Below are 19,387 nucleotides of genomic sequence, written 5' to 3'. Positions count from 1 at the left end.
TGAGCAAAACTAAGTTGTGGATTGATTGCGCTGGTCATTACTGATCTCGATTGGAGTTGATCAGTAAATAACGTTTGATGGGATGCTTAGGTTGTCATGAGGGGTGAATAAATCTGTGTTTCCCTAACAATCTTGCCTACTGCTGGACACTCATCGAGCAACAAATCACAAGTGTATTTCAGGCTGGCATCATGTTCAGGAAGCGTCTTGGTATTAAGGGTTATTAGTTGCGAGAAAAAAAGATTTACAAGCACTTGCCCTTCGGATAATGCATTGGGTGTGATGCCGAAGTAAATTGTGATTTTCTGGCGACGTAAATTAGCTAAAATAAAATCACTCGCACTAGTTGCGGCATCGACTAAAGGGCTCTGCCAGATTGATAGGGGCGCATCAAAAGAGGATTTAATATTTCCTAGCGTTTCTGGAGAGTTCGATAAAAAACGGCTAGCAGATTCTAAAAATTCAGCAGACCAAAAATTGTAGGTTTTGATTAAATGCGCAAGGTAATCTGGAAGTGCTAACCCAGAACCACGGCCAGCAGACTGTCTAAGGGTTTCGCCAATAGTTAATGGGTATTCTGGCAATTCAGACTGCCCCTCTTTTTTGCGTTGATTGCTTATATCTGAAACCAACAGGCACAAAGTTAGAAAGAGATTGCGTGCTTGATCATTCCAAAAGCTTTCCTTGCCTCCAACCTTTGGCCAAAGAATGTAACCAACTGACAAAATATCTGTTACGCGGTATACGCCTCCTCGCACGATTGACAATGGGTTGTAGCGATGGGTCTGAGGTGTAGGATTTTCTACCTTAGTCTCGTCCTTATCTTCGGCAAATGGGCAAAATAGGTATACTTGATGACCAAGAACCTCCGCTCGATAGCCGCTTGTGATGTAGTGATTTTCGGTTTTTAAATCCAATACGACCGTCGAATTGTCTGAATTCAAAAGATTCGGGATAACGAGTCCAACCCCCTTACCAGATCGAGTTGGAGCAAAAAGCATAATAAAACTTGCCTTTGCAAATTTTAAGAACTGCCCGCTATACCGCCCTACTAAGAATCCGCTATCTGATAGCAGCCCAGCTTTCTCAATATCGACACGATTGGCCCAGTTGGCATCCCCGTGAAGTTTTCTAGCAAAGTATGCGCGGTAAATCCAGTAACCTATCGTTAATGCAACGCCATAAACTATTAACACCGAAACAACCAAAGCGTTGAACAATCTCCAGCCTTGGTTTTCTAGATGACCGTTTTGATAGTCGTAATAACCATCAATCCATCCAAATAATCCCGCGTTAAAAGGATTTAAATGATATGGGATATACCAAACAAACCCAGCAACTATTTCCACCAAGGGAAAGAGGGCCAATAGGCCAACACTAATCCAGAAAAAACGCCAGTGAGGCGATAAAGACTTCATTCATACTCCTGAATCCAATGATCATATGCCAACCCCTATTGCTCTAACAATAGAGGTGATCGAGAAATTAGCCCATAGAGTATCAGAATTTGGCAAAATCAATTTCAAAGCGTACTGATATTCAGATAAAATGAGCGAATAATAGACTGGGACCTTGTTAGAGCAAGGGGAAAAGAGTGAAGCTAACCTTTAAATTCAATGCGGGCTTATGTATATGCCTTTTATTCTTTGTTTCTGGCGCTCAGGCTATGGGTCCTCAAAACTTAGTTCAATGCCTTAAAACAGTAGAAATAAATAAAAGAAATCTAGGATGTCAGGAAGTAATAAGAAATTATTGGCTTGCTGAGCCCAATATACGAAAGGCGGCAAAAGAAGTTGGTATGGAGCCCGCACTTTTGCATGCAGTAGTTGCCATAGAATCGAATTACAACGCTAGCGCTCTTTCTAACAAGGGCGCTCGCGGTCTAACGCAGGTTCTACCCGGAACGGCGACTGAAGTGGGTGTGCATCCTGATTATTTATGGAATAGCGCCAGCAGTAGTACTGCAGGTGCACGCTATCTCGCGCAGCAATGGCGCACTTTTGGTGATTGGCGGCTAGCATTGGCTGCATATAATGCCGGCCCAGGAGCCGTGCGAAATTACCGCGGAATACCGCCCTATCCAGCCACTATCGAATACGTTAACAATGTTTTGTGGGTTTACAACGAAATGAAGGCTGGCGGACTTTAGGCAATACAATATTTAAAGGACAAGCTCTTTGGTTGATTTAATAGAGGGCTACCCTCTTCTGCTTAGTCAAGGAACGCATGACCGCTAAACTCAATATCTCCGAGCATCTAAAGTGTCAAATCAATCAAGAAAAAGTTGGCCATATCGTAATTGATGCCCTACATCAAATATTGCCCCATCTAGAGAGCGCCAATATGGCCGAATTGATGCTTGCGTTCATCATGATGATGAAGACAACAATTCATAGTCACCCAGAGTCTGTCGAGATGAGAATGGAGGCCAAGGCTCTATTTGATCTCTTATGGCCAACCGTTATGGTTGACCCCAATATTGCGACTCCAGTAAGTACTGCTATGCATTAATGAAAGAATGTAAGGCGCTCATCAGAGCTATCAATTGCGCTAAGACTCAAAGCTCTTCACCTGAAAAGCGCTATTGCACTTCCTGTCAATGTGACCGCACCATCGAGGGTGGCGTTTTTCAAGCCTATAAAAACAATGGCGTGACTAGACGACGCTGGAAATGTCTCTTGTGTGCCAGCAGAATCTCCATAAGTCGATTTTCTAAAAATGCGACCCTGAAATAAGAATGTGATCCCGTTTTTAATAATGAGACTATTCTATGGAAATGACTTCTCAATACGATAATTTAGCCGTAATTCACCATGATTGTGAATTGCTTTGGAGCCAGTTTTCTAAAGTATTATCAACGCCATTTCATCCTAAATATGGCGCAGAACCCAGCATTCTGGCCGCCTGCATTCGAATTAGCAGTTCCGAACAAAACCTAGAGTATCTAGGAGGCTATTTGCTGCAAAAAATTAATTCCGATAATCAGACGCGCCAATCTTTGCCGCCTCTAGTGGCAGAAGTGCTTCAGTCGGCACATGAATTAAAAGTAATTCGCATGCAGCTGGCCAGTTACGTACTGAAGAGTTGCAAGAATTATCGATTGCCGTTGGTTATTTGACGTCTGATTTCCATATAAAGTTTAATGCAATGAAAATTAATGTCTCATATTGGAGGGCCTCGCTTTCTGAGGTGGGTTTACTGCACCCTGAAGTTCCAGAAACCAGTAAGCCAATTGAAGTGGTCAGCCTTGGTGATGTATGGCAAATTAAGGTCCGAGATCAAAGCATTGAGGCGTGGACAAATGCACAATTTCTGCAAAGCAAGTATGTAAGGGAGCAAAGCAATACGATACCCTTTGTATTGATTGGCGGAAGGCTATCGGAAAAATCAAGTCACGGCATTAAGCATCGCGCTGAGGACGCGTCAAAAGGCTATAGCATATTGTGCATACCCTGCTTACTGGATCGCAGGGGCAAACTCATTCCCGACCCGGATCGTCACCCATGGATTCCTCGAGAGCTGCTAGAGCCTAGTCTGAAAACGCCCACCATTGGTCACCTTGATGACTATGATGGTTTTTACAGCAGCATACCCATAAAGCCTGTGTCGCTAAAAGACTCCCTTAATGCGGCCTCGAAATTATTTGGGGTAGTTACTAGCGCCACTTTACCCCTGCTCCCCATTGTTGACGAGGCATTTCCGATTTACTCATTGGAGGGCTATGAGCTGGTGTCGGAGTGGCATGGCGTGCCCTATGACCCGCCAGTGATAGCAAGGCACCTGATTAAGCTTTATGACGCAATCCATGATGATGATATTAAATTGCCGCTACTTGACAGTTTAATATCGCTAAAAAAGAAAGCTCGCCGAAGTCCTTTGTCGATTGAGAGCGCTAAAAGCGCATATACCAATTGCCTTGGGCACATCAACAAAGATTACCCGCTTTCACCGTCGCAGCGCGAGTCTATGGTTGAGCTGGTTACGCTGAAGCCAGGACAGATTCTTTCTGTAAATGGGCCCCCAGGAACTGGCAAAACAACTTTACTTCAAAGTGTAATTGCCCAAATGTGGATTGAGGCTGCATTAGGGGAAAAAGAATGCCCCCTTATTGTTGTTGCCTCAACAAATGTCAAGGCCGTTGAAAATGTTTTAGAAAGTTTTGCCAAAATATGCGATGAAATCGGTCATAAGCGGTGGCACCCTTACGGGGGTGGTTTTGGGCTTTTTTTGGCATCTGAAACGCGAGAAAGCCAGCACCCCAGCTGCACCCTTAATGGAAGTCAACCATTTAGTGAGCATGAAAGCGTTGAAGGACTTGAGGAGGCGGAAAAATATTACCTTAAAAGTGCCGGTGATTATTATGAGGTAACTCAACTCTCAATCGAAGAGGTTGTAGCAAATATTCACGATGAAATGCGTCTTAAGCAAAAAAATCTTAAGGCAATCATTAGTATTCGTTATGAAATTTATAATTCAACAGGTCAATCTTTGCAAGATGGAGCCGAATCCTCCTGCCATAAGCTTATAAACGAGCTAATTGAAATCCAAAAAGAACAGGCTTTAGTAATTGCATCTATGACTCAAAAGATACTTGAGCTTGATCAAGAAATGGCACAAGAAATTAAAAACCATGCTCTTTTAATGGATGAAATTAAGCATGCTGAATTGATGTGGAATGCCTACATCAGCAAATCATCTATATGGCTTGATTTATTTTTATTTATCCCGGTAGTTAGGCGAAAAAGAAATGCTAGAGATCGACAACAGCTGCTAGCCAATAGGCTTACCGAAAGTTTGAATGACCGAAGTGAAGTGGAGGCCGACCATTTTAAAAAGAATAGGATACATACCAACGAGAACCACAAAGTCATTGTGGGCAAACTGTCGGAGTCCCAAGAGTTCCATTTGCAGATTGGACTTGAAGCGGAGTCTAGAAAGAAGCGCGCTTTTGAAGAGCAAGTGAAAATTCATACCCTCTTAGTGCGCTGGGGCGCTGCCCTTGGGGAAAATTATTCTCAGCAAAAAAATATCTCACTAATTAATCTCAATGACTGGTTGGATTTAGCTGTAAGAGCGCCCATTTTTCGACTATGCGATCACTATTGGACGGGTAAATGGCTTTTAGAGGTTAGAACGAAAATCGTAAGCAATGAAAGCGATACAAAAGGTAGGGCAAAGTTAGAGAAGAAATATAGGCGTTTTGCGAAACTATCTCCTTGCCTCGTTTCAAACTTTCACATTGCGCCAGCTTTTTTTACAGCATGGCAAGGTGAAGATATGCCATTTTGGAATGCAATAGATTTATTAATTGTGGATGAGGCAGGACAGGTATCGCCTGATGTTGGGGCATCATTGTTTGCGCTGGCAAAAAAGGCCTTAGTGGTTGGCGATGTGAATCAGATTGAGCCGGTTTGGAATGTTGGAGAGTCAACTGACAGGGCAAATGCTACTAAATATGGAATCATTCCAAGTCCACATGACTCTACATACGATGAGATCGTTAGAGGCGGATATTCTGCTGCAAGTGGCAGCCTAATGCGGATTGCCAATGAATCCTGCCTAATTCAAAAGTATGAAGATGTTGCAGGCTTAATGTTAACCGAGCACCGCAGATGCGTTCCGGAAATAATTGCTTATTGCAACAAGCTAATCTACTCTGGTCGCTTGGAGCCCAAGCGACCGTCGATACCAAATGAGGATCGTATTTTGCCAGCCTTGGGAAATATGAATATTGCTGGGACAGATAGAAAATTAGGCTCTAGCCGTCAAAATTTAGTAGAGGCAAGGGCCATTGTGAGATGGCTGAAGGTTAATAGAAGCATCATTGAGCAACACTATCCCGATAAAGGCGGTATTCCAACGCCACTATGGAAGTTAGTCGGTGTTGTAACCCCTTTCGCATCTCAGGCCAGGGCAATTGAAAAAGTAATTAGAGAGGAAATTCCTGAATTTGCCAGAAAAGGCTCTAAGCTAACAATTGGTACGGTGCACGCTTTGCAGGGTGCTGAGCGTGAAATAGTTATCTTCTCCCCAACCTATGGCGCAACATATTCAGGGGGCATGATGTTTGATCGAGCACCAAACATGCTTAATGTTGCCGTCTCCCGCTCGAAGGATAGTTTTATTGTGATGGGTAATTGCGAATTATTTAATCCATTAAAACCGGGTCGCCCCTCTGGCTTACTGGGCAGATTCTTGCAATCCGGGTCTAGTGTTGCCCAAGATATTGGCCTTGGAGGATCGAATGCTTCTCTTTTGTGACCCCCCCAACAGAGCCAACGTAATTCCATTGCTGCCTGCTGACTATTACCCATACGGAATTCCCTAACTAGGCATCATTAGTCATGACAAGGCTGTCAACCTATCAAATCAAGATTATTGGGGCATCAACAACCAAGACTTAATTACTTTGCAAAACCGGGGTTAATCCAGTCCCAGCCAATACATGAGCATTTGAAGGGGAGCTTAAAAAGGTCAATAACTCTTTTGCCTGTGTTGGCACTTTAGATCTAGCAACAATAGCACCAAAAAGTGGCGTTACTAACTGCAACTCTTGAGGGAGCAGTCCGATAATTTCAATTCCCTTGATTTCCTTTAGCTCACTAAGTTGCTGGCAGCCAATTTCAGAGCCACCACTTGCGATAACCTCTCCAACGGGAATGGCTGTTAGCTTTAATTTGTTAGCCATCTGGTCTTTAATGCCTAATCTAGTCATTAAGCCATTTTTGATATATTCTCCGCTGGCGCCATTTGAGTAAGCCATTGTTTTTACCTCAATTAATGCGTCCTTGAGTTTGGCCGCAGTGCTGATATTGGGCTTGGGTTTTCCCTGCTTTACTGCGCAAGCAATCAAAGAGTTCGCCAACAGAACTTTGCTGCCAGCAAGTAGTTTTCCTTGAGTCATTAGATCATCAAGAGATCCCCCTGTCATAAGGACTACGTCGATATCCTCGCCACGCTCTAAGCGCATAGGAATGGCATCATTGCTAGTTCCATTTGAGAGTCCTCGGGTTAAGATTAATATATTGCCTGTTTGCTCTTGAAATTTGGGGGCCAATTCTTTGCAAGCCTGGGCAAAGCCACCGGAGCTGAGCACTTGAATCTCCACTGCATATATAGATGTGCAGACCAATGAGGCGAAAATAGTAAGTGCGTATCGCACAAGCGTTAAATTCATTATGTGTCCATTTTTATTATCAGAAATTTGCTGAGCTAAAGGCGCCATTTATGTGACCTATTAATCAGTGCTATTGAATTGTCGCACTGGCATGTCGCCACCAGTTAATCTACCGGGAACTATGGGCGCATCCGTTAGGCGGATTGCTTTGCTTCCCCCTTCCTTTTTTGGAGAGACCTACCTCAAATAAAGTCTTTTGAGCGGGTTAAGTCCGAGTTATCGAATGACGAGGTAATGGCAATTGACCTAATTGGCACTGCGGCTCATTGACTCCCAACCAAGACAAATTTAATTTGTAGCATACAAAATAACAATGTTTAGTGCAAATTTAAGCTCGAATTCACTAGTGCTTGCGTATCTTGGTAAATCATATTAAACTAGTCAAATAACTAGTTTTTAAAGGATTGTCAGAATGAAAAATACATGGCCAGTGCAAGATGCCAAAGCGAGGTTTAGTGAATTTCTTAATTCCTGCATGAGCGAAGGCCCTCAGGTTGTTACTCGTAGGGGTGCCGAGGAAGCCGTGCTAGTGCCCATCGGTGAATGGAGAAAACTCAAGGCCTCTAATAAACCAACGCTAAAGGCCCTACTCCTGACCGATGACTTCAAAGCAGAGCTTTCGATTCCACGGCGCGGACAAGCATCTCGCCGCAAGTCAGTTTCCTTCTAAGGGTGGCAATGTACTTACTGGATACCAACATTGTTTCCGAGTTACGCAAACCAAAACCACATGGCGGAGTTCTGGCTTGGTTGCAATCTATACCGGATGCCGATATAGCAATATCAGCAGTCACCATTGGTGAGATTGCCTCTGGGATTGAAAACACCAGGGCGCAAGACCCTGAAAAAGCTCATGCCATTGAGATGTGGCTTAACGAAATCTCTTTAACGATCAATGTCATTCCAATGGATGCTCAAGCATTTAGAGTTTGGGGGCAAATCATGCACAAGCAAAGCAACACCGTGATAGAAGATGCAATGATTGCTGCTACAGCCATTGCCCATAAGCTCACCGTAGTCACTAGAAATGAAAAAGATTTCAAGCGATTTAAAGTCGCGTTATTTAATCCATTTAAATCCGAAATGAATATGAGCTGACAACTTCTCGTAGTGTTTGATGAGCTGTAAAAAATGATTTAATATAGCATCAAATGATGCTATAATTAACATCACATTAAAGGAAAAGAAATGCGTACAACCATTACCATCGATGAGTCCCTACTCGAACAGGCTCAAGCCTTATGCCAATCTTATGGTAATAATGAGCTGATTCGCGAGGGGTTGAGGGCCTTGATACAGCGTGAGAGTGCAAAGCGCTTAGCTCTTTTGGGTGGTAGCGACCCCAAAGCAAGCGCTGCCCCGCGTCGTCAAAGTGTTAAAGCCAAATGATCTTGGTCGACACCTCCATTTGGATAGATCACCTAAGAGCGAAAAGCGATGATCTCTCCACTCTATTGGAAGAAAGCCGCATCTATACGCACCCTTTTATCTTAGGGGAACTATCTTGCGGACACCTAAAAAATAGAGCCACGACCCTTTCCTTGTTGGCGGCCTTACCCATGCTTAGGGTTGCAAGAAATGATGAGGTTCTACACCTTATTGAATCAAGAAAACTCATGGGAAAGGGCATTGGTTACGTTGATGCCCACCTACTTACATCATTGATTTTGACGCCAGGAGCAAACCTTTGGTCAGGCGATGTTCGCTTGCAGTCGGCAGCTTTAGACCTCAAAGTTGCAAGTAAAAAGAAGTTGCATTAAGAGCATGAAAATCACCGGCAATTGTCAACCCATAAAATCCGGTAAGCGTTAAAACAATATAGGAGGGGTAAATGACGCAAGCAAATAAAATATCAAACTCAATCAAGCGAATGCTATTGCTTAGCGGTTTACTTGCAACCATCCTCTTGACCGGCTGCGCCCTCACCCCTACCGTTGCGAATATTGATATTCCATCTGTGGCAAACCCTACAAATGGACCAGCAGTGAAAATTGTTAGCGTAGAGGATAGGCGTGATTTCGGACCTTTTGTTAGCGGTCAATGCGACCAACCTTCAGTGGACGGGGATTACCACGACAAGGCATTAACTAGCAGAGTATTTGCAAGGCAAGGCTGCAAATATGAGCGCGCTAATGTGATGCTGCCAGAGGGTCAAACTGTTGCCAGTAAATTTAAAGATGTCGTAACTAATGCCTTTCGCTTAGCAGGTTACCAGGTGGTTTCCGATAACTCCAATGTTGAAGCTACGCCGGTCAAGGTTGAAGTGTTGAAATCGTGGGTGGCATTTCACTTGGATGGAATGGGGATGAGGCTTCCAAGCGATCAATTGATAAATGTTGAATTCTCAAATAAGCCAAATATTCAGGTGGCTTATAGCTCAAACATATATCAAGTTTCAGGAATACTTGGAAAAGGTTTTGCCCAGGTCTATGGTGAGAACCTTGACGAGCTAGGCAAGGTTCTCAAAGCTCGACTTGAGCAAAAAGAGGCTGTACAAGCCTACCAATAATCAAATTTAGTTAAAAATGTAGTTGGTATATTTTGCATTAGTCAGTCGGCAACGAATAAGCCGGCTTAGTTCCATATGGTTGATTTGGCGCGTTCATGATCATATGAGAAATACATTGGTTAACCGCCCCACTCCCGCTTGGCTGAACGCCATTGGGTCCATATTGTGCATTACAAGCAGCAACCCTTGATGAGTCTCGCTGCATTTTTGCTGCATCGCCATTACGCCAACCATCAGCCCTAGGGATTGCGCCTGGCGTTAATCCTGCTGCCTGGCATTGTGCGTTGGTGTAGTTGGCCGGACAATTTCCTTGATAAAGTTGCTTATTAGCGCTGATGGAATTACTCATGCCACCTGGCGCCATCACCGTATTTTGAATTGCACTATTGATGCCGGCCTGCACCCCATTTGCAGGTGACGCGGCAACCCCGATCGGACCACTTACGCCTGCCCCAATTCCATTGGATATGTCAGTAATAGATTTGGCCCCAGGTGATGTGGCGAGAGTGCCCCCTGCGTAGGCTGCGCCAGCAGCTATGCCAACCCCAATAGCATCGACAGCACCTATTACACCCGGCATTTCAGCAAGAACTAGTGCGGCTCCCGCACCAGCGGTTACTGCAGTAGCAGCCACTGCAATGATGACCGTAAAGAATCCTAGCGTAAATCCGCTATTGGTCTGTGAATAGTTATAAATGAGGTCTTGTCCAGATGGCATATTGCCACCACTCCATTGTCTCCATGAGAGTCCTGAAAACACCACATGCCCCAAAGCATCGCAACTGGTCACATTGAAGACGCAATACGCAGGGTTGGTGCCGTTAACCTGTTGTGCAAGTGGCAGTCCAACAAACCAATTGGAGCCGGCATATGCTTGCACATGTTGCGTTACGCTTTGAGAGAAGAAGTTTCCGGAGGTGCTAGTCCACTGCTGTATGTTTAGGTTTGTAGTTGCCAAAATTGCCAAGGCTGGCCTGGAAGCATCAAAATAGGGTCTTGACGCCTGACCCATGATTACCTCGGCAGCAGCCAACGACCCTACGTTATAAAAAACTGGGTCGGTCGGCCCGCTACCAGGCGAGGGCGGCACTGACGATGTAAAGATTGCCGCCACAGAAGCTTTGGTACCGCCATCACTATTGCCCATGCCAATATAGGGATTATTTCCCCAGTCGCAGGCCGCATCGGTACTAGTCTTAAACTCTTGAGCGTAATCGTTATAGGCCGAAACCATATGTGCTACACCATTCCACGGAGTGTAGGGCCTTGTCTCAACATACACAAACCCATCATTCTTTCGAATAAGTTGAACTACATCTACGCGAAGTTGATTTAGGCTGTTGTCCCATCGCCCAAAGACATAATTAATCGGCGCGTTATCACGGATCTGGAAGACCTGCCCCATCGCCTCATCAGGAGTTCCTAGCATTGCTGCAATGGAGTTGTTGTAATTAATCCAGCCCTTGCCTGGATGCATCAACTGCATGGAAATGCCGGGCGTACGATTATCTAGCCTGGCTAATGTGGTCCATTTATAGCTAGGGTGATAAGACTTAATCCGACATGAGTTGCCGTCCGGGTTTCTGAACCAATTGCCAATACGAGTAAGGTCATTGCCCTTCGAGCTGGTGTCATAGACAATTTCTCCAGGAGCTGCGTTAGCCGTCTGAATGCCGGGAACCAAGACGGTTGCAAGTTGTGTAATTAATACTAGGCACCCTACTGCCCTTCTAAACATCCTGCGCAAAGTTGGTTCTGGAGTCAAGGATGCGGTCTGCTCAATCAAATTAAATTGACGAAAAGAAGTAAAAAATAATGGTTTAGTCAATTTAGACATGAGAGCCTTCATTTGCAAGGAAAGAGTGGTGATTAAGAGTTGACGAAAAAGGATAGGAAATGCGGCGACTTATAGAGAGTCAATCAAATAGATGAGCACTCCAAAAATTAAACTAGGGCCAAGGGCAAAAGGTGTTGTGAAAAAGGATGTGGGTTCCACCTGCGCGCTTTCATCAGCATGCTGCTTGGCCAACGCTTTTCTCAAAAACCAAACATCTAAAAAACTAAAGGAGGCAATAAGCAATAGTGCTTGATATGAAATGGAAGGCATGTAGCCTGCAAACGCCCAGCCACCAAACCATGCCGTAATGACACCTGCCAGCTTTGCGTCCCCCTGCCCCATTTGACCAAATTTACCAACAAGCCAAAAAAAGCCATAGACCATGAACGGGGCGATGAGCCACGTAAGCCAAAAAAGGAGGTGATCGACCGCATACCGACTAGAAGAAAATGGCTGGCCGTTAAACGCAGCTCCAAGACTGGAAATCTTAAAACTTTTCCATTGGCCCATATAAAAGTAGAGATAACCTAACAGCCATAAAGGCTTGGTTAGAATATCTGGCAGCAGATGAATTCGCCAATCGACGAGCGCTAATGTCAACAGTGAAAATAGCAGCCCAAGCAAAAGCATCAATCGAATAAACTCTAGAAAATAAACCAGCTGCAGTGTGCCGGAAAACATTCCGGCAGAAGCTTGCACCATAGATAGCGAGAGCACAATTAAAAGAACCCAGGTGAGCGTGGCCAATGTCAATGCCAAAGGACTTTTCGGATATATTTTGCAATCCGGGTAAGAGGCGGCAATTCTTTTGGCCAACCTATTTGCACCCAAAAAGGCGAATGCCTCAAATAATTGAATGATGGATGTTACGCGCGATCGACTGTTGGTGTAAGTCATTTAACCGCCTTTAAATTGGTTATCGGCTTTAGATTTACTACGATCGTGCGGGACTTATTGCGAATAGTCGCACCCATCCATTCAAAAATAAAATATTGAAGGCGGTCAAAGTATGGAGTCCGCCTCAAAACCCCAATCTCCAAAGACTCTATGGCATTGCCAAACATGGCAATCATTTTTAACCTACAGCGATCTTCTGCAACTCCAAAAAAATGCGACTTGATAACAACCCTCTTTACTCCTAACGAAATAAGTAGCGGAACGAGCCAAGTCCGTCTTGTATCGATTAAGCGTTGCTTGTAGGCTCGTACATACTTCAATCTATCTGCCCTTGAGAATGGAAATAGAAAATACGCTTTAATCCAATTTAATAGCGTATCTAGAAAACTCATATGAAACGTAGCAGACGTTGGCGAATTAAATTCGATTGAAGTGCCTTCATAAAAAAGCAGACTCATCCCCGTGACAGAAGTTAAAAACGCACCCAGCAATAAAACCCCGCATAACTCCACCATGGATGACGGACCTCCATCAAAATGCTGCCGCCAGTTAATTAAGGTATCCAAGCTAAATTGCCATGGTTCGGCGGAGATGTAGACTAAGTACGAAACACCGAAAACCAGGCCAAAGCCTACTACGCTAGCTAGAATACAAATTAACCAATATGCAATTGGTGCGAGGCGGAGAAAAACGTAAAGTAACGTTGTTTTTTTCATCTTTAACTTATCCATAACTCCATCAACCGCCGCCTCCACCTCCACCTCCTCCGTCATAGCATCCATAGACGGAGCAAGAATCGCCTAAATCTATTACTGTTGTGATTGGTTGACCGGTGGTGAGATTAAGTCCTAAGAGATAATGGGTGTAATACTCTGTACCTGTAGTGCAGCTGAAGGGGCCGTAATCATCCCAGCATGTTCCTGTAAGGGGGGCACCCCAAGGAGCTTCCAATGCGTAATCAGGCGCGAGCTGAGGATAGGCATAGTAAAGACTTGTATTAAAAGCGGCCTCTGCTGAATATGTCTCCCAGTGGCCGTTGAAGTCCCACCATGGATCGCCGTTTTTTGTGATCCACAGATTATTGCTTGCATCTAACCGTGCGATATATGGGGCTCCTCCAGACCAATAATGAGCAAACCCGACACCATTGATTAGATAGATAGGATAGTTTTGATCAATATTAGTAATGGCTGTGGTGACGCCGCCATCTACAAAGTGTTGGCCTTGCCCCCAATAAGCGCTCCAGTAAGTCCATAAGTTAATGGTTCCCGTCGAGAAATCACAAGAGACAGAAAAATTAACGGATGCATAGGTGCCCGTTCTGGTCGCCGAAGTCCAGTTTGCAAGTGATGCCCCGTTATAACCTGATTGCGTAATTGGGGCCAGATAGCCAATTTGAGGGATCTGGCTAGTTGCGACTAATGGATTTCCTGCAGTTAAGAAATCAATAACCTGTGAGGCTAGTGTTGCGGACTGACTACCGGTAATGGCTTTTGTTAAATCAAAGCTTTGTGTCGGCGATTGAGATGTGGAGCTGGTAGAGGAGATAAGACTATATTGCCCCGTTGGCAAATCAAAATAGCGATCGGTCTTTTGATTTAATGCGTATCCATAGGTTCCAATATTTTGATAGCTTCCGCTAGTGCAGCTTGCCACATGAAGAATTCGCTGGTTATAGTTAATCGACATGGTAGGCGACGAAGTCCCATTGCCATTTTGTGAATAAACCGGTGTTAATGCGCGCACATAATTAACAAAAGCATAACTAGCGCTTGCATTGCTAATTACAGTGGCAATGTCGATATAGCCCTGTACGCAGGCACCTGAACTTGCCTTATTCAGAAGGCACCTAAGTCCTGCGTCTGGATCGATGGCTGCACCACCAATAACTTGAGCTGGCGCATCATATGCGCCAGCTACATTAACGCTCTGCACGGTGCCAACAGGCTGGCCGTTGCTTATTTGGATTACCTGATATTGCAGTGTGCCAGCATTGGGATATTGCCAGCCTTGTGGCAGGCCTTGACCTACCGCTAATGGTGTGTAGGTTGCTGAAATATAAACAGGTGTACCTGGGATAACAATCGGATCACCATATAAGGCGTTGCCCATTGGGTCTATGTATAGCGTCCACACCAATTGACTGTTGCCAGCAATTCCAGTTACCTGGACGGTCTGCGAATACTGATAGCTTGCAGTTTTTGCAGTCGTTGATGCCAGCGCAGTTTTGAGATTGGAAATGATGTTTGGTGCACTGTAAACGAGATAATTTTTTGCGGCGGCGACAATGGCGCCTTGGGTTTGAGTTCCATAATTACTGGCTACCCACATTTGCAATGAGGATGCCACTGTAGAACTCACATTGTTTGGACCGATAACATCAATCTGCGTCCCCGTTGTTATGAGCTGACCTAAGTTTGCAATAATTGAGTTAGAAATTGCGCCGCCAGCGCCATAACTCACCGATTGTGAAACATTTAATGTTGTAAATTCATTGCCATAAATGGTTGTGTTCGGCAGGCTATGACCTGGCGTGATTGGCCCAGCACCCAGGCAGGTCAAGCAAGTTAACAAAAGAGCGCCGCCCAAGATGCGCAATATTGCACTACTGCTCCTATTTAGTTTCATATTGAGTAATTTCAGTTAACAAATTAATTGGCAGGGTTATTTGCACTTGGTGAGCTGGGGATATTGGCGCCAGAAATTGAGCCCGGAACTATTGAATTGCGAACGGGCGTCGTTGGCGCTGTGCTTACTTGTGGTGACCCTGTGTTGGCCATGGGGTTTGCTGAGCCTAGCGGGGCTGGCATCGGGCCGCTGTAATTTGGCGCGGCTCCTGCGCCCGTTGCGATGCGATTTTGGCCGCTTGTGCCGTCTGCGTTGATTGTTGAGCTGGTGCTAACACGCGCAATCGCACTTACCGCGGTAGTTCCGCTGGTGCCATTATTACCAGCGCCAGCGGAGGGAACCTTTTGCTCATCAACAGAAGTAAATCGTGTGGCTTCCAAGGCATTATTCAGTCCAATGCGCATTCCTGAAATAATTACACCGCGATCGTCAACAGCATCGATATGCCTGCCATAAACCATTTCGCCCTTGCCAACCACAACAGTTTCCCCTCCTAATGAAATCATGGCCATAGTTCGCCCGGATTGATTCATTAACCCAACAAGCTGCGGATATTGTGCTGGCGGAGGCATTGCCGCTTGAGCGCGTCGTTCCTTTTCCATTTTTTCGAGAGCAAGCTTTTCCTTTTTAGAGAGTGTCGGTATCTTTTGGGCTTGTGCTTGGGCCTGGATTGGGGCGGCGGGCGGACTGTTGCCCTGACTGGCGCCCTGAGTGTTTGCAACGCCTGGTATCGCTGGGGTAAGTTCGCGAATTCGTTTTTCCTGCTCGGCTATTAGGGCAAGTTTGGTGGTTTTAGCCAATCGCATATCCAAATCCTCAACGCTCATTGTCTTGCCAGTCATAGGGTTGATATGAGACTCGTCGTCGGCCTTCTGGGTGGCTGATTGAGAAGCTTTTTGAGTCGCCGAGCGATTGCTTGCCGCCCCATCCTTTGTGGTTGGCGCCGCACCAACTTCACTACCTCCAAATGGATTGGGCTTTTGCTCTTTTACGTCGACTTTTACATCCTCTTTGACAACATCTTTTGAGTCTTTTGGAGTTGCATTCGTCTTTGATTTACCCATCAACAAGGCATTTGGGTCAGATCTAAGAGGCTCTAACTTTGGCTTTTGGGTATTTTGCTTGATTTTGTTCTGATCAATGGGCCCCGAACCGCCTTCTAGCGCTTGCCCAGCAGCCACATCGGCAGAAAATGCATTGCTAGAAATGACAACTCCCGTTATGGCTAGTTGCACGGCCAAAAGGGTAAGGCGGGTTTGTAATTGATATTTCATAAAGTCTCCTGCTGTGAGATGGCGATGATGATTTGTGTTGACATTAATAGGACCCTAGGGCTGATAGACACAAAGATTGGCCGCCAGGTAAAGTGGTGCAAATTTGTGATGTGAAAGGCGCGTTTGTATAAGCAACGCCATTCAGGTTGCTAGGATTTCTAACTAGGCTAGAGCTGTTATCAAAGGTAAATACATTTCCCCAACCATCTTGCAATGCTTGGCCCGATAACCCTAAGGCTGCCAATAAATTGGCGTTAGTGGCTAGTATCGGCACTCCACCGGTATCGGGAATAATGCCAACTGTATCGGAGGCATTTGTGAAGTAGTCTAGGCTGGGATCGCGGTTACTGTTGCTTTGGTATCGACCATAGAAATAGCTCTGTAGCGCTGAAACCAATGCATTCATGCGCGCTAAAGTTATGGTCATTTGCCCACTATTAATGCTACTGCCATCGATTAATCGCCCTTGATCATCACCTCCGGTTACCAAGGCTCCGGATGCTGTCAATGCGGTTGATGGGGCAATTGAACCGTCACGACCGGCAGAAATAATCGCAATATTATGGTAATAAATTGTTTGACCGCTAGTTGTTGTCGAGAGTTGACTGGATATAAGAAAGCACATGGGTTTACCATATCCGTCCTTATAGACAATAGAAGTTGATAGGTTGGTGTAAGTTGCAAGCGGAGCTAAAGTTGCGCTATTGCTTAAGCACATGCGAGTCCCGCCAGAAAGCACTTGCGGAGCGACTGGAGACATTGTTCCTAGCGGCAATACCAATACAGCTCCAGTTTGCGACTCAACCAATTTGGTATTGGCCGTGTAGGCATTGGTAATTGCTCCAGCAATGTCAGATAGACGGTTTTGTGTTTCTAGTTTTGAGTAAAATGCCTGGGCGTTTGAGAATGCCTCACCAACAGGTAGCATAAATAGGGCAAATATAGTGATTGCAACCAGTAGCGAATACATTGCCGTTTGACCACGCTCCCGCCCATCTTGCTTTGGCCTTAAGCAATCTTTAATTGATATTAAAAATGACATTTTGAGCATGGCTTTAATGATTATTCTTAGACAATTAAATCGTGAGGATTGCGCGAAACCGATTTAGCCTGCTCTAAAGTAATGCGATCTTCTAGAACTAATTTTGCCAAACTGCTATTGAGCAATACATGGCCATGACTCGGATTTCCCATCATCTCTTGATAGATGGTGTTCATCTTGTTTTCTTTAATCGCATTACGAATCGCTGGCGTTGGAATCAAAATTTCGCAAGCAATTACCACTTTTTTATCCTTGTCGCGAAGTCGTACCTGAGACACCACAATATTGAGGAGTTCTGACAGACCCTGTAACGCGGCCTCTCTGTTGGCTCCCTCAAAAAATCCCGCAACTCTCGAAACAGTTTCCATGGCGCCATTGGTGTGAACGGTCGCCATGGATAATTGCCCGGTCCTGGCCGCCTCAATCATAAAAGCCATGGTTTGAGCATTTCGAATCTCGCCGCCCAATAGAACGTTAATGTCACTACGCAGGGCTGCTTCCAACCCCTTCTCAAAAGAAATGCAGTCCTTGCCCTCCCCCACCTCACGTTGAATGACGCGTGATTTAATGTCGACATGTTTTGGTTCAATTGGATCTTCAAGCGTCAGAATATTAAGCGCCTGTGTGCGATTGAGGTAATCGATAATCGAATGCAATGTGGTGGACTTGCCAGAATTTAAGCCGCCCGTAACGAGATTGATGCCAACTGGCCGCATTGCATATTCCAGTATCTGCGATGGCAATCCTAACTCCTCAAATTGCAAAATTCGCTTTGGGTGAACACGCAAAATGAGATTGAGAAGTCCCCCTGCAACATAAATTGTCGCGCGCATGCGGGTTTGACCGAGCACAATCCCGGCGTCATCCGATCCGCCTTTATGGGAAAGCGCTTCTTCTGGTTTGTTGCCGCCATATATTTGCGAGCTTAGAAATTCCTTTAAAACATTAAAAGCTAGGGGTTCAGCCCCCCAGCGTCCAAAGCCATTTTCATTTCGAATCCAAATTGAACTGAATTCCTGAAGCTCAATATCCGTGACAGATGGGTCCTTCAAAATATCTTGCAAAATTAGAGAAAGCGGATTTTCTAGATTGATGGTGGTCATGGCTAAATACAGAAATTGGTTAGGGTTGATCAATAGTGGTGGTTAATAGACGGGTATTGCCCGATCCAACTGCGCCATAGGGAATTTGAGCTGATATGGAAGCTGTAAAGGGTGCATTTCCGCTATTTGGATTCGCAAACTGCAGGGTGCCTCCCCAGCCATCCAATAGACCTTGGAAGTTGATGCCTGCACCATTAACCATTGAAGCAGTTAAGGTGGTGGGTGTATCAAGACAAGGCAATTCGACGGGAAGCGGGGTTCCACAGTTGGCGGCCCTATAAAAATTTTGGGCATCGTTTCCCGTGGCGAGGCGGCGAGTCACAAAATATCGCTGAAAAGATTGTCTTGCAGCAGTTAAGGCATCTTGAGTAGCCCCATAGGCGCTTGTTTGTAAGGCAACTCCATTGACCTGTGCTTGATATAACACGCTTGGATCGGCTGTAAAGACTCCGGTAACAGGATTAATTGAGCTGGTATCAACATGCCCTGTAGGGGGTATCCAGATTGCAATTATTCGCGCAACGGGAGCTTGATTAAAGCCAAGGGAAATCGAATTCGAACTCGCAACTTTAAGTCCGTAATGCGGCGATAACTCACCGATACCGTTCAAAATAGCGGCTCCGGAAACGGGTTGCGTATCGCCACCAGTAACCAGTGCCGATAAAGGTGCGCTAGCGATATTGGCGGTATTAAGTTGAGAAATGGTTATTGCGTACGCACTTTGAATGCGCGATGCAATACTGGCTACATACGCAGATTTAATCTTCGCATCAGAGGCAAGGGTCTTTTGTCGTACTTGAGTTCCAATTGCTTGTGCTAATGCAAGCATTGCAATCATGATCGCAATAGCCGAGAGCATTATCGCATTGCCCTTTTCCTTAGTCGGTATGTTAGTGTGCTCGCTCATTCTCAAGACCCAG

At 45.2% G+C, this 19,387-nt stretch carries 19 protein-coding genes; 9 read left to right on the top strand and 10 right to left on the bottom strand.

Going from position 1 to position 19,387, the window contains the following annotated elements:
- Positions 1 to 86: 86 nt before the first annotated feature.
- Positions 87 to 1,418 carry a type IV secretory system conjugative DNA transfer family protein gene (locus ICN48_RS10810; protein WP_216153700.1) on the bottom strand — a complete coding sequence of 444 codons (1,332 nt, stop codon included), beginning with the start codon at positions 1,416 to 1,418 and terminating at the stop codon, positions 87 to 89.
- Between the two features lie 176 nt (positions 1,419 to 1,594).
- On the opposite strand from ICN48_RS10810, the gene ICN48_RS10805 reads away from it, so the two are divergent.
- The 4 genes from ICN48_RS10805 (at position 1,595) to ICN48_RS10790 (ending at position 6,261) form a co-directional block, all read left to right on the top strand.
- The gene (locus ICN48_RS10805; protein WP_370624211.1) at positions 1,595 to 2,149 is read left to right on the top strand and encodes a lytic transglycosylase domain-containing protein; all 555 of its coding nucleotides are present in this window, start codon (positions 1,595 to 1,597) and stop codon (positions 2,147 to 2,149) included.
- 77 nt (positions 2,150 to 2,226) lie between these two features.
- Entirely contained in the window at positions 2,227 to 2,511 is a 285-nt protein-coding gene (locus ICN48_RS10800; RefSeq protein ID WP_216153699.1) for a hypothetical protein, read from the top strand.
- A 259-nt stretch (positions 2,512 to 2,770) separates the two neighbouring features.
- Positions 2,771 to 3,118 (top strand): hypothetical protein, encoded by a 348-nt coding sequence (locus ICN48_RS10795; RefSeq protein WP_216153698.1) that lies wholly within the window; start codon positions 2,771 to 2,773, stop codon positions 3,116 to 3,118.
- A 29-nt stretch (positions 3,119 to 3,147) separates the two neighbouring features.
- The gene (locus ICN48_RS10790; RefSeq protein WP_216153697.1) at positions 3,148 to 6,261 is read left to right on the top strand and encodes an ATP-binding protein; all 3,114 of its coding nucleotides are present in this window, start codon (positions 3,148 to 3,150) and stop codon (positions 6,259 to 6,261) included.
- A gap of 139 nt (positions 6,262 to 6,400) precedes the next feature.
- Here the strand turns inward: ICN48_RS10790 and ICN48_RS10785 are convergent, their stop codons facing one another.
- Entirely contained in the window at positions 6,401 to 7,177 is a 777-nt protein-coding gene (locus tag ICN48_RS10785) for a substrate-binding domain-containing protein (RefSeq protein WP_216153696.1), read from the bottom strand.
- Between the two features lie 412 nt (positions 7,178 to 7,589).
- Here ICN48_RS10785 and ICN48_RS10780 point away from each other — a divergent pair, with 412 nt between their 5' ends.
- From ICN48_RS10780 to ICN48_RS10760, 5 genes are all read left to right on the top strand, one after another.
- Complete coding sequence (locus ICN48_RS10780) at positions 7,590 to 7,847, top strand: type II toxin-antitoxin system Phd/YefM family antitoxin (RefSeq protein WP_216153695.1); 258 nt, start codon at positions 7,590 to 7,592, stop codon at positions 7,845 to 7,847.
- An 8-nt stretch (positions 7,848 to 7,855) separates the two neighbouring features.
- Entirely contained in the window at positions 7,856 to 8,275 is a 420-nt protein-coding gene (locus tag ICN48_RS10775; protein ID WP_216153694.1) for a type II toxin-antitoxin system VapC family toxin, read from the top strand.
- A gap of 90 nt (positions 8,276 to 8,365) precedes the next feature.
- On the top strand, positions 8,366 to 8,566 hold the full coding sequence (locus ICN48_RS10770) for a type II toxin-antitoxin system VapB family antitoxin (protein ID WP_216153693.1): 201 nt from the start codon (positions 8,366 to 8,368) through the stop codon (positions 8,564 to 8,566).
- Positions 8,563 to 8,937, top strand: a complete 375-nt coding sequence (locus ICN48_RS14115; RefSeq protein WP_216153692.1) for a PIN domain-containing protein — start codon at positions 8,563 to 8,565, stop codon at positions 8,935 to 8,937. The genes ICN48_RS10770 and ICN48_RS14115 overlap by 4 nt, the downstream gene beginning before the upstream one ends.
- 71 nt (positions 8,938 to 9,008) lie before the next feature.
- Complete coding sequence (locus tag ICN48_RS10760; RefSeq protein WP_216153691.1) at positions 9,009 to 9,686, top strand: hypothetical protein; 678 nt, start codon at positions 9,009 to 9,011, stop codon at positions 9,684 to 9,686.
- Positions 9,687 to 9,723: 37 nt separating this feature from the next.
- Here ICN48_RS10760 and ICN48_RS10755 read toward each other — a convergent pair whose 3' ends face one another.
- The 8 genes from ICN48_RS10755 to ICN48_RS10720 all read right to left on the bottom strand — a co-directional run bounded on the left by ICN48_RS10755 (position 9,724) and on the right by ICN48_RS10720 (position 19,374).
- Complete coding sequence (locus tag ICN48_RS10755; protein ID WP_216153690.1) at positions 9,724 to 11,523, bottom strand: hypothetical protein; 1,800 nt, start codon at positions 11,521 to 11,523, stop codon at positions 9,724 to 9,726.
- A 69-nt stretch (positions 11,524 to 11,592) separates the two neighbouring features.
- Entirely contained in the window at positions 11,593 to 12,420 is an 828-nt protein-coding gene (locus ICN48_RS10750) for an A24 family peptidase (protein WP_216153689.1), read from the bottom strand.
- Positions 12,417 to 13,202, bottom strand: a complete 786-nt coding sequence (locus tag ICN48_RS10745) for a hypothetical protein (RefSeq protein WP_216153688.1) — start codon at positions 13,200 to 13,202, stop codon at positions 12,417 to 12,419. Before ICN48_RS10745 ends, ICN48_RS10750 begins: the two co-directional genes overlap by 4 nt.
- Positions 13,159 to 15,048, bottom strand: a complete 1,890-nt coding sequence (locus ICN48_RS10740) for a hypothetical protein (RefSeq protein ID WP_216153687.1) — start codon at positions 15,046 to 15,048, stop codon at positions 13,159 to 13,161. The genes ICN48_RS10745 and ICN48_RS10740 overlap by 44 nt, the downstream gene beginning before the upstream one ends.
- A gap of 23 nt (positions 15,049 to 15,071) precedes the next feature.
- A complete protein-coding gene (locus ICN48_RS10735; protein WP_216153686.1) occupies positions 15,072 to 16,322 on the bottom strand; it encodes a hypothetical protein in 1,251 nt (416 codons plus the stop codon).
- A gap of 43 nt (positions 16,323 to 16,365) precedes the next feature.
- Positions 16,366 to 17,364: a hypothetical protein gene (locus ICN48_RS10730; RefSeq protein WP_216153685.1), complete on the bottom strand. Its 999-nt coding sequence runs from the start codon at positions 17,362 to 17,364 to the stop codon at positions 16,366 to 16,368.
- A 26-nt stretch (positions 17,365 to 17,390) separates the two neighbouring features.
- Positions 17,391 to 18,467 carry an ATPase, T2SS/T4P/T4SS family gene (locus ICN48_RS10725; protein ID WP_216153684.1) on the bottom strand — a complete coding sequence of 359 codons (1,077 nt, stop codon included), beginning with the start codon at positions 18,465 to 18,467 and terminating at the stop codon, positions 17,391 to 17,393.
- A gap of 19 nt (positions 18,468 to 18,486) precedes the next feature.
- The gene (locus ICN48_RS10720) at positions 18,487 to 19,374 is read right to left on the bottom strand and encodes a hypothetical protein (RefSeq protein ID WP_216153683.1); all 888 of its coding nucleotides are present in this window, start codon (positions 19,372 to 19,374) and stop codon (positions 18,487 to 18,489) included.
- Positions 19,375 to 19,387 lie beyond the last annotated feature (13 nt).

Origin of the sequence: Polynucleobacter sp. JS-Safj-400b-B2 (genome assembly GCF_018881975.1) — a bacterium.
GTDB lineage: Bacteria > Pseudomonadota > Gammaproteobacteria > Burkholderiales > Burkholderiaceae > Polynucleobacter.
Note: the sequence above shows the minus strand (reverse complement) of the source record. Positions and strands in the feature narration are given on the sequence as shown.

Coding starts and splice junctions, on each gene's coding strand:
- ICN48_RS10810 (WP_216153700.1), bottom strand. CDS start 1,418: ATGAAGTCTTTATCGCCTCACTGGCGTTTTTTCTGGATTAGTGTTGGC.
- ICN48_RS10800 (WP_216153699.1), top strand. CDS start 2,227: ATGACCGCTAAACTCAATATCTCCGAGCATCTAAAGTGTCAAATCAAT.
- ICN48_RS10795 (WP_216153698.1), top strand. CDS start 2,771: ATGGAAATGACTTCTCAATACGATAATTTAGCCGTAATTCACCATGAT.
- ICN48_RS10790 (WP_216153697.1), top strand. CDS start 3,148: ATGAAAATTAATGTCTCATATTGGAGGGCCTCGCTTTCTGAGGTGGGT.
- ICN48_RS10785 (WP_216153696.1), bottom strand. CDS start 7,177: ATGAATTTAACGCTTGTGCGATACGCACTTACTATTTTCGCCTCATTG.
- ICN48_RS10780 (WP_216153695.1), top strand. CDS start 7,590: ATGAAAAATACATGGCCAGTGCAAGATGCCAAAGCGAGGTTTAGTGAA.
- ICN48_RS10775 (WP_216153694.1), top strand. CDS start 7,856: ATGTACTTACTGGATACCAACATTGTTTCCGAGTTACGCAAACCAAAA.
- ICN48_RS10770 (WP_216153693.1), top strand. CDS start 8,366: ATGCGTACAACCATTACCATCGATGAGTCCCTACTCGAACAGGCTCAA.
- ICN48_RS14115 (WP_216153692.1), top strand. CDS start 8,563: ATGATCTTGGTCGACACCTCCATTTGGATAGATCACCTAAGAGCGAAA.
- ICN48_RS10760 (WP_216153691.1), top strand. CDS start 9,009: ATGACGCAAGCAAATAAAATATCAAACTCAATCAAGCGAATGCTATTG.
- ICN48_RS10755 (WP_216153690.1), bottom strand. CDS start 11,523: ATGTCTAAATTGACTAAACCATTATTTTTTACTTCTTTTCGTCAATTT.
- ICN48_RS10750 (WP_216153689.1), bottom strand. CDS start 12,420: ATGACTTACACCAACAGTCGATCGCGCGTAACATCCATCATTCAATTA.
- ICN48_RS10745 (WP_216153688.1), bottom strand. CDS start 13,202: ATGGATGCTATGACGGAGGAGGTGGAGGTGGAGGCGGCGGTTGATGGA.
- ICN48_RS10740 (WP_216153687.1), bottom strand. CDS start 15,048: ATGAAACTAAATAGGAGCAGTAGTGCAATATTGCGCATCTTGGGCGGC.
- ICN48_RS10735 (WP_216153686.1), bottom strand. CDS start 16,322: ATGAAATATCAATTACAAACCCGCCTTACCCTTTTGGCCGTGCAACTA.
- ICN48_RS10730 (WP_216153685.1), bottom strand. CDS start 17,364: ATGTCATTTTTAATATCAATTAAAGATTGCTTAAGGCCAAAGCAAGAT.
- ICN48_RS10725 (WP_216153684.1), bottom strand. CDS start 18,467: ATGACCACCATCAATCTAGAAAATCCGCTTTCTCTAATTTTGCAAGAT.
- ICN48_RS10720 (WP_216153683.1), bottom strand. CDS start 19,374: ATGAGCGAGCACACTAACATACCGACTAAGGAAAAGGGCAATGCGATA.